The organism is Lactobacillus sp. UMNPBX17 (genome assembly GCF_002553735.1).
In the GTDB taxonomy this organism is placed as follows: Bacteria; Bacillota; Bacilli; order Lactobacillales; family Lactobacillaceae; genus Lactobacillus; species Lactobacillus gallinarum.
On record NZ_PCYT01000076.1, the window covers coordinates 1 to 5,976 of the forward strand.

6 protein-coding genes are annotated in these 5,976 nt (G+C 31.1%); 2 read left to right on the forward strand and 4 right to left on the reverse strand.

Translation table 11 applies throughout. The features are described from left to right. A partial coding sequence (locus CP368_RS08945; protein ID WP_199161339.1) for a restriction endonuclease subunit S occupies positions 1-189 on the forward strand: 189 nt, incomplete at its 5' end. 65 nt (positions 190-254) lie between these two features. Then, positions 255-1,184 carry a site-specific integrase gene (locus CP368_RS08950; protein ID WP_098044211.1) on the forward strand — a complete coding sequence of 310 codons (930 nt, stop codon included), beginning with the start codon at positions 255-257 and terminating at the stop codon, positions 1,182-1,184. A gap of 30 nt (positions 1,185-1,214) precedes the next feature. Here CP368_RS08950 and CP368_RS08955 read toward each other — a convergent pair whose 3' ends face one another. The 4 genes from CP368_RS08955 to CP368_RS08970 form a co-directional block, all read right to left on the reverse strand. Beyond that, positions 1,215-2,423 (reverse strand): restriction endonuclease subunit S, encoded by a 1,209-nt coding sequence (locus tag CP368_RS08955; protein ID WP_098044210.1) that lies wholly within the window; start codon positions 2,421-2,423, stop codon positions 1,215-1,217. Then, the gene (locus CP368_RS08960) at positions 2,416-4,059 is read right to left on the reverse strand and encodes a type I restriction-modification system subunit M (RefSeq protein ID WP_098037078.1); all 1,644 of its coding nucleotides are present in this window, start codon (positions 4,057-4,059) and stop codon (positions 2,416-2,418) included. The genes CP368_RS08955 and CP368_RS08960 overlap by 8 nt, the downstream gene beginning before the upstream one ends. Before the next feature lie 133 nt (positions 4,060-4,192). Then, positions 4,193-5,035 (reverse strand): hypothetical protein, encoded by an 843-nt coding sequence (locus CP368_RS08965; protein WP_098044209.1) that lies wholly within the window; start codon positions 5,033-5,035, stop codon positions 4,193-4,195. Then, a partial coding sequence (locus CP368_RS08970) for an HNH endonuclease family protein (protein ID WP_143468317.1) occupies positions 5,036-5,976 on the reverse strand: 941 nt, incomplete at its 5' end. It lies immediately after the preceding gene.

Below are 5,976 nucleotides of genomic sequence, written 5' to 3' on the forward strand. Positions count from 1 at the left end.
GGAAGTAGCAGAAATAAACTTAACTTAAAAGATTTAGAAAACATAGCTATATTTATACCTGACAATAATGAGCAACAAAAAATAGGACAGTTTTACTCTAACTATTTAAATTACCTACGTATTAATAAAAAAAGAATTCAGTATATGAAACAATTCAAACAATTTCTTCTCCAGAATATGTTCATTTAATCTTGCATAATAATAAAACCTCCTTAAACAATGTCAGAGTGACTAAAGTTTAAGGAGGTTTTTATATGTCACGAAAATATAGTACCAAGTTGTTTTATAAATATTATCTAGATTGGATTCATCTATATAAAGATAATGCTGTTCGTCCTGTTACGCTTAATAAATACTATTTAGTTCAGCGTAAGTTGCAAGAATTAGCACCTAATTTACATATGAATGAATTAACTCGACAGAGTTATCAACGAATTCTAAATTTATATGCAAAAGATCATGAAAAAAATACGACTCTAGATTTCCACCATCATCTTAAAGCAAGTTTATTCGATGCAGTAGATGACGGCCTCTTAAAAACTGATCCCACAAGAAGAGCAATTATTAAAGGATGTGAACCTAGTTCAAAGAAAATAAAGTTTTTAAATCTCTATGAACTTCAAACTTTATTAAGATCTTTAGATTTAAAAGCAGAATTAAACTGGGATTGGTTCTTCTTCCTAATTGCTAAGACAGGATTGAGATTTGCAGAGGCATTAGCACTTACCCCTGAAGATTTCGACTTTGAAAAACAGAGTATTATTATCAATAAATCGTGGAATTACAAAGAAAAAGTTGGATATTTTCAGCCTACAAAGAATGAATCATCTAATAGAACAGTAATGGTTGACTGGCAATTAATGCAACAATTTCAGTCTATGATTCAACAAAAGGAATCTGATCAACCTATTTTCTTTGGTAAAAATCAACGAGTTTATAATTCTACTTTGAATCAAAAATTAGAATCGTATTGTAAGGAACTAGATATTCCAATTATTTCTATTCATGGTCTTAGACATACTCATGCTTCACTTTTATTATATGAAGGAGTATCAGTGGCTAGTGTAGCTAAACGTTTAGGTCATAATAATACCACAACGACACAAGAGACTTATATTCATATTATTCGTGAGCTTGAAAACAAAGATAACGATAAAATACTGCATCATTTATCACAGCTATAGAAAAAAGGCATCGTTTGATGCCTTTTTTCGTTAGATGAACATGTTTTGGAGTAAAAATTTTTTTATTTTTTTAATCGAGCCTATTTTTTTAGTTTCAACTAAAATTCTTTGATCCAAATAATTCAATGTTTTTGAAATTTTTTCTTGTTCTTTAACACTTGGAACGTTTATTTTAAAAATCTCAGTAAAATCCTTTATTACATGAGGAATATTGGGAGTTCTATACCGTAAAAAAATTATGGGCTCTTTACTTTTTAAATATTGATATAAAAATCCTCCTGAATACTTTGGTTTATAGCTTTTCAAAGTTGATCCTAATGCACCAGTAAACCCATGATAAATTTTTCCAGCCTGTGAGCCATCCCAAAGAATAATAATATCATTGTGAAATGTATCAGTAGGCGAATCAACTTTTGTTATGGAGCCACCATTTAATAATGCAGTGTCGATATAAGTAGATTTTGTTCCCTTCATATCAGCTTTAGCTTTACCTTTAATTTCTTTAACTATAAGCTTCTTAAGACGTTCATATTTCCATTTATCAGAAAACGAATTGAATCTTAAAATAGGAACGAATTCTGTCTCTTGACAAAACATATATTGAGATAGTGCTTTTTTCATAACTTTTAATAATTTCAATTTTCGTTGCTGAAGATTTACAATTTTATCTAGTTTTGAAAGAATTTTACTAATTTTATCTTGCTCACTTCGATCACTAGGAATATTAAAAATCAATCTTCCGAAATCAGTTTTATTAAGTTTGGGTTGCGCACTTACACCAACCAAACTTAATACCTTATTTTTATTTTGTGGATACTTTAATAAATAAAAGCAAAATTGGTTATTTAATTTATTAGATCTTAATAAAACAGCATTAGGTGCAAGTGTCATAGGCTTATCCAATTTAGGCACTTGAAAAGTTTTACCAACCCCAGCTCCAACATTGGATAGTAAAATATCTTTGGGTTTAAGAGAACTCTTACTCAAAAAATCATATCCTTTTTTATCCGTAAATAACCAAGGGCCGTTCCAATTATTTGAAGCATCCATTAATCTTATAAGATAAGCATAATTAGGGTTTTTATATGTTTTAACATTATGTCGTAAACTAGCAAAACTGCCGTTTGCTACATAATCGGTAATAGTAGTAAATATTTTTTTTAACGATTGTTGCTCCCAATCGTTAGTGAATCCTTTAAAGCGCAATACTGGAGCACTTTTCACCTCTCTTCTATTCATGAAGCTCGCCCTCCAGTTCCTTTATAATGGCATCCAGGCCATCCATAATATCAGAATCATCTGAAGTTAATTCCTTTAACATGCCGACCAATTCTCGTTGATTTTTCTCAATCTCAACATTTGTTTCATGCAGGTCAGCAGCTACTTTCTTCAGGTCTACCGGAGGCTCGGGAACGAAAGTATCCACATACCTTGGGATGTTAAGATTAAAATCGTTTTCTTCAATTTCATCAAACTTAGCTAAATGAGCATAACGTTCAACATCTTCACGCTTCTCATAAGTATCAAGAATCTTTTGAATATCTTTTTCTCTTAACTCATTTTGGTTCTTTTTCTTTTCAAATCCTTTAGAAGCGTCAATAAACATTACACTTCTATCAGTTTTATCCTTCTTCAACACCACAATAACAGTTGGAATACTAGTACTGTAGAACAAGTTAGATGGTAATCCAATTACCGCATCAATTGAACCATTTTCAAGGAGCTTCTTACGAATCTTACCTTCTGCTGCTCCTCGGAATAGAACACCATGAGGTAAAACAATAGCCATAGTACCTGTATTCTTTAAATGATAAAAACCATGCAATAGAAATGCGTAATCAGCTTTTGATTTGGGAGGTAGTACACCATATGGGCTAAACCGAGGATCTTGTAAAAAGCCTTTATCAGCTGGCCACTTTAAAGAATATGGCGGGTTCATTACTACAGCATCAAACATAGTTTTAGCAACAGGTGGCCAATCAGCACTAAGTGTATTACCTCTGCGAAGATGCTGATTACCAAAATCAACACCATGAAGAATCATATTCATTTTAGCCAATCTATGTGTTGAGAAATTAATTTCTTGTCCAAAGTAAATTATCTGATCTGCTTTTCCGCCAAATTTTTCAATGTATTTTCCAAAATTTAAAAGCAAAGACCCTGATCCCATTGCTGGGTCATATACTGTTAAACCATCTGGGTATTTGCCTCCAACTAAAGTTAATTTAGTTAACAACTCTGATACTTTTTGAGGTGTATAAAATTCACCTGCTTTTTTTCCTGAACTTTCGGCAAATTTGCCGATTAAAAATTCATAGGCATCACCTAAAGTATCACCCTTAGTTTTAACAATCTCTAAATCACCTATTGCTTTAATGACGTTAGCAATAGTATCTGCTTGTTGCTGGGCATTATCACCTAATGCCTTGGAATATAAATCAACATCTTCAAACAATCCTGCAAAATTTTCACTTATACTTTCAATGTCATTAAAAGCTTCCGCCAAATCAGAAATTTGAAATGTTTTAAGTTCACCTTTTTGAGTTCTAGCTTCTCCATTAATTTCATTTAATAAATACGTAAATGTGTGTCTAGGAGAAATTGTATACGAAAAAGTTCTTTTTAATTCCTTTAAAAGTTCTTCATCTTCGGCGTTTTCTTCATATAATTTTTGATTAGCTTTTAAATCTGCATTCGGATCACCAATAAGTTGTCCCACATAATATAGCATCTTATCAGAAAGATACTTATAAAAAATTATTCCCAATAAATAGTTCTTATATTCATTAGCATCCATTTTAGAACGTAAATCGCCTGCGGCACTATATAAAGCCTGTTCAAGTTGACTTTTAGCTTTTATATTATTATCTGACATATAAGTTTTTCAGTCCTTCTAATTTTCGTTGTTAGAGCAACGAAAATATTAATTAATATTATTTTAACTTGTCAAGCCAAATAATAAAAGAACTAATATTCGAAAAATAAAAATGCACTTTAGTCAAGTGCATTTAATTTATATACTTTCGTAATTCTCTTTCATTAATCTTACTTTGTTTTTCAGCTGCATCGTAAACAAATTCAAAGACGGACTGATCAATATTAGCAATATCAATAAAAAACACGGTATTTGTTCTTGCGTTGAAAATCATTAATCGTTCAATATTTTCATTATTAAAATGATTATAAAATCCTAACGTATAATACAAAAGCAACTGGCGAACCCATGAAATTTGCATAGTAGTTTTCACTGAAACCTTTAAATCCAATAATGTCTGTTTTAAAAGATAGTCACCATCTCCAGAGACAAAACCATTTTCAGCCTTAGCAAAAAATGCATCCCTAGTTGGCCAACCAAATTCTTCGAAAAATTCCTCAACACGTTGAATCATCATTTTAATGTGTTCAATTGTTAACTTATCAGGATGTGCTTTGGGTTTAACATAGCGACCACTGCGAAATGCATCTTCCCACGCACAGATGTCTGTTGCCAAGTAAATAGCTTCATCTGATAATGAATCAACATCTGACAGATCTTTAACTAAATATCTTAATCTTTCTTCTTGATCTAAAAGCTTCTTATATTCTTTAACCGGAATAATTCCATGAATCAAATCTTGTTTGGCTTTAGCATTCGCAACGTCAAAGGCGTGTTCATCAGCAAGCAACACATAGCGAGAAAGATAATCCACTATGGTTCCTACCTCAGTCGGTTTTATATTTTCATCTTCCTTTGAGATGACAGTATTTGGGTTCAATTGCTTAATCGTAAAATCATTGCCCTTAACAATCCTATTTAAAGGCAATATTTTAGGTTGATGAGCAATTTGAGTTATTGTGATTGGTAATTTCATTTAATTTTCTTTCACTTTAACAGAAAGATAAAATTCATCTTTTGGTATCTTATATGCTTCAATTATTTGCTTAAGCACATGCATATTACGATGAGCACTTCCACCAGTCATTACATAGATATCATCTCTAACTTTGGAGTAACTCCACTTTAATTTGTCATCAATATCTTTCTCTTGACAAATTATGAAGCTATTATTTTGATTAGCATTGTTTAATGTTCCTTTCCAAGTTAATCCAACTAGGCTTTTCAACAAATCAGGATTATCTTGGTCTAAAATTTGAATGACTTGAAGAGGAACGTCTTTAAAGTACTTAACAGGATACTTCGATCCTTCAAGAGTAAATGAAACCAATTTCCTTCCTGTAGTCGCATCTAAATTGTCTAATCCAATTTTATCTACAGCTTCAAACTCAATTCTTGAATCTTCAATAGGATTCAATTCATAACGATTCAGTAGTATATCTGCCAACCTTTCTGCTCTAGCCTTAATATCTGCGATTGTCCATTCATTTTTATCTACTACATCCTTATTAAGAATTATTGCTTTAGAATTTTCTTCTAAAATATGTTTCTTTTCAGCAAAACTCTTATTAGACATTTCAGAATTATATCCAGTTATAGATAAGTTCCCTAATGTATGAACAAATTCATCATGTTCTTCATCAGAAATATTCTTACGCCACGATTTACTCATTGTCTGTGGCATGATATGTTCAATAGTTAAATCTTCTGAATTTAACTTTTCCTTTGAATTTCCATTCTCAATATCAAGCATTATTAAGTCACAAAGTCCTTTATTCAAATAAAGCTTTGAGTGAATTAATGCATTTTTGAGTTGATTATCATCTGGTACTTCATTTTGATTTTGTTGAACAAATAAATACTCGCCGATTGTAAAATTAAATTGAACACTTGATAAAAAATAAAAAGTCCATTCGG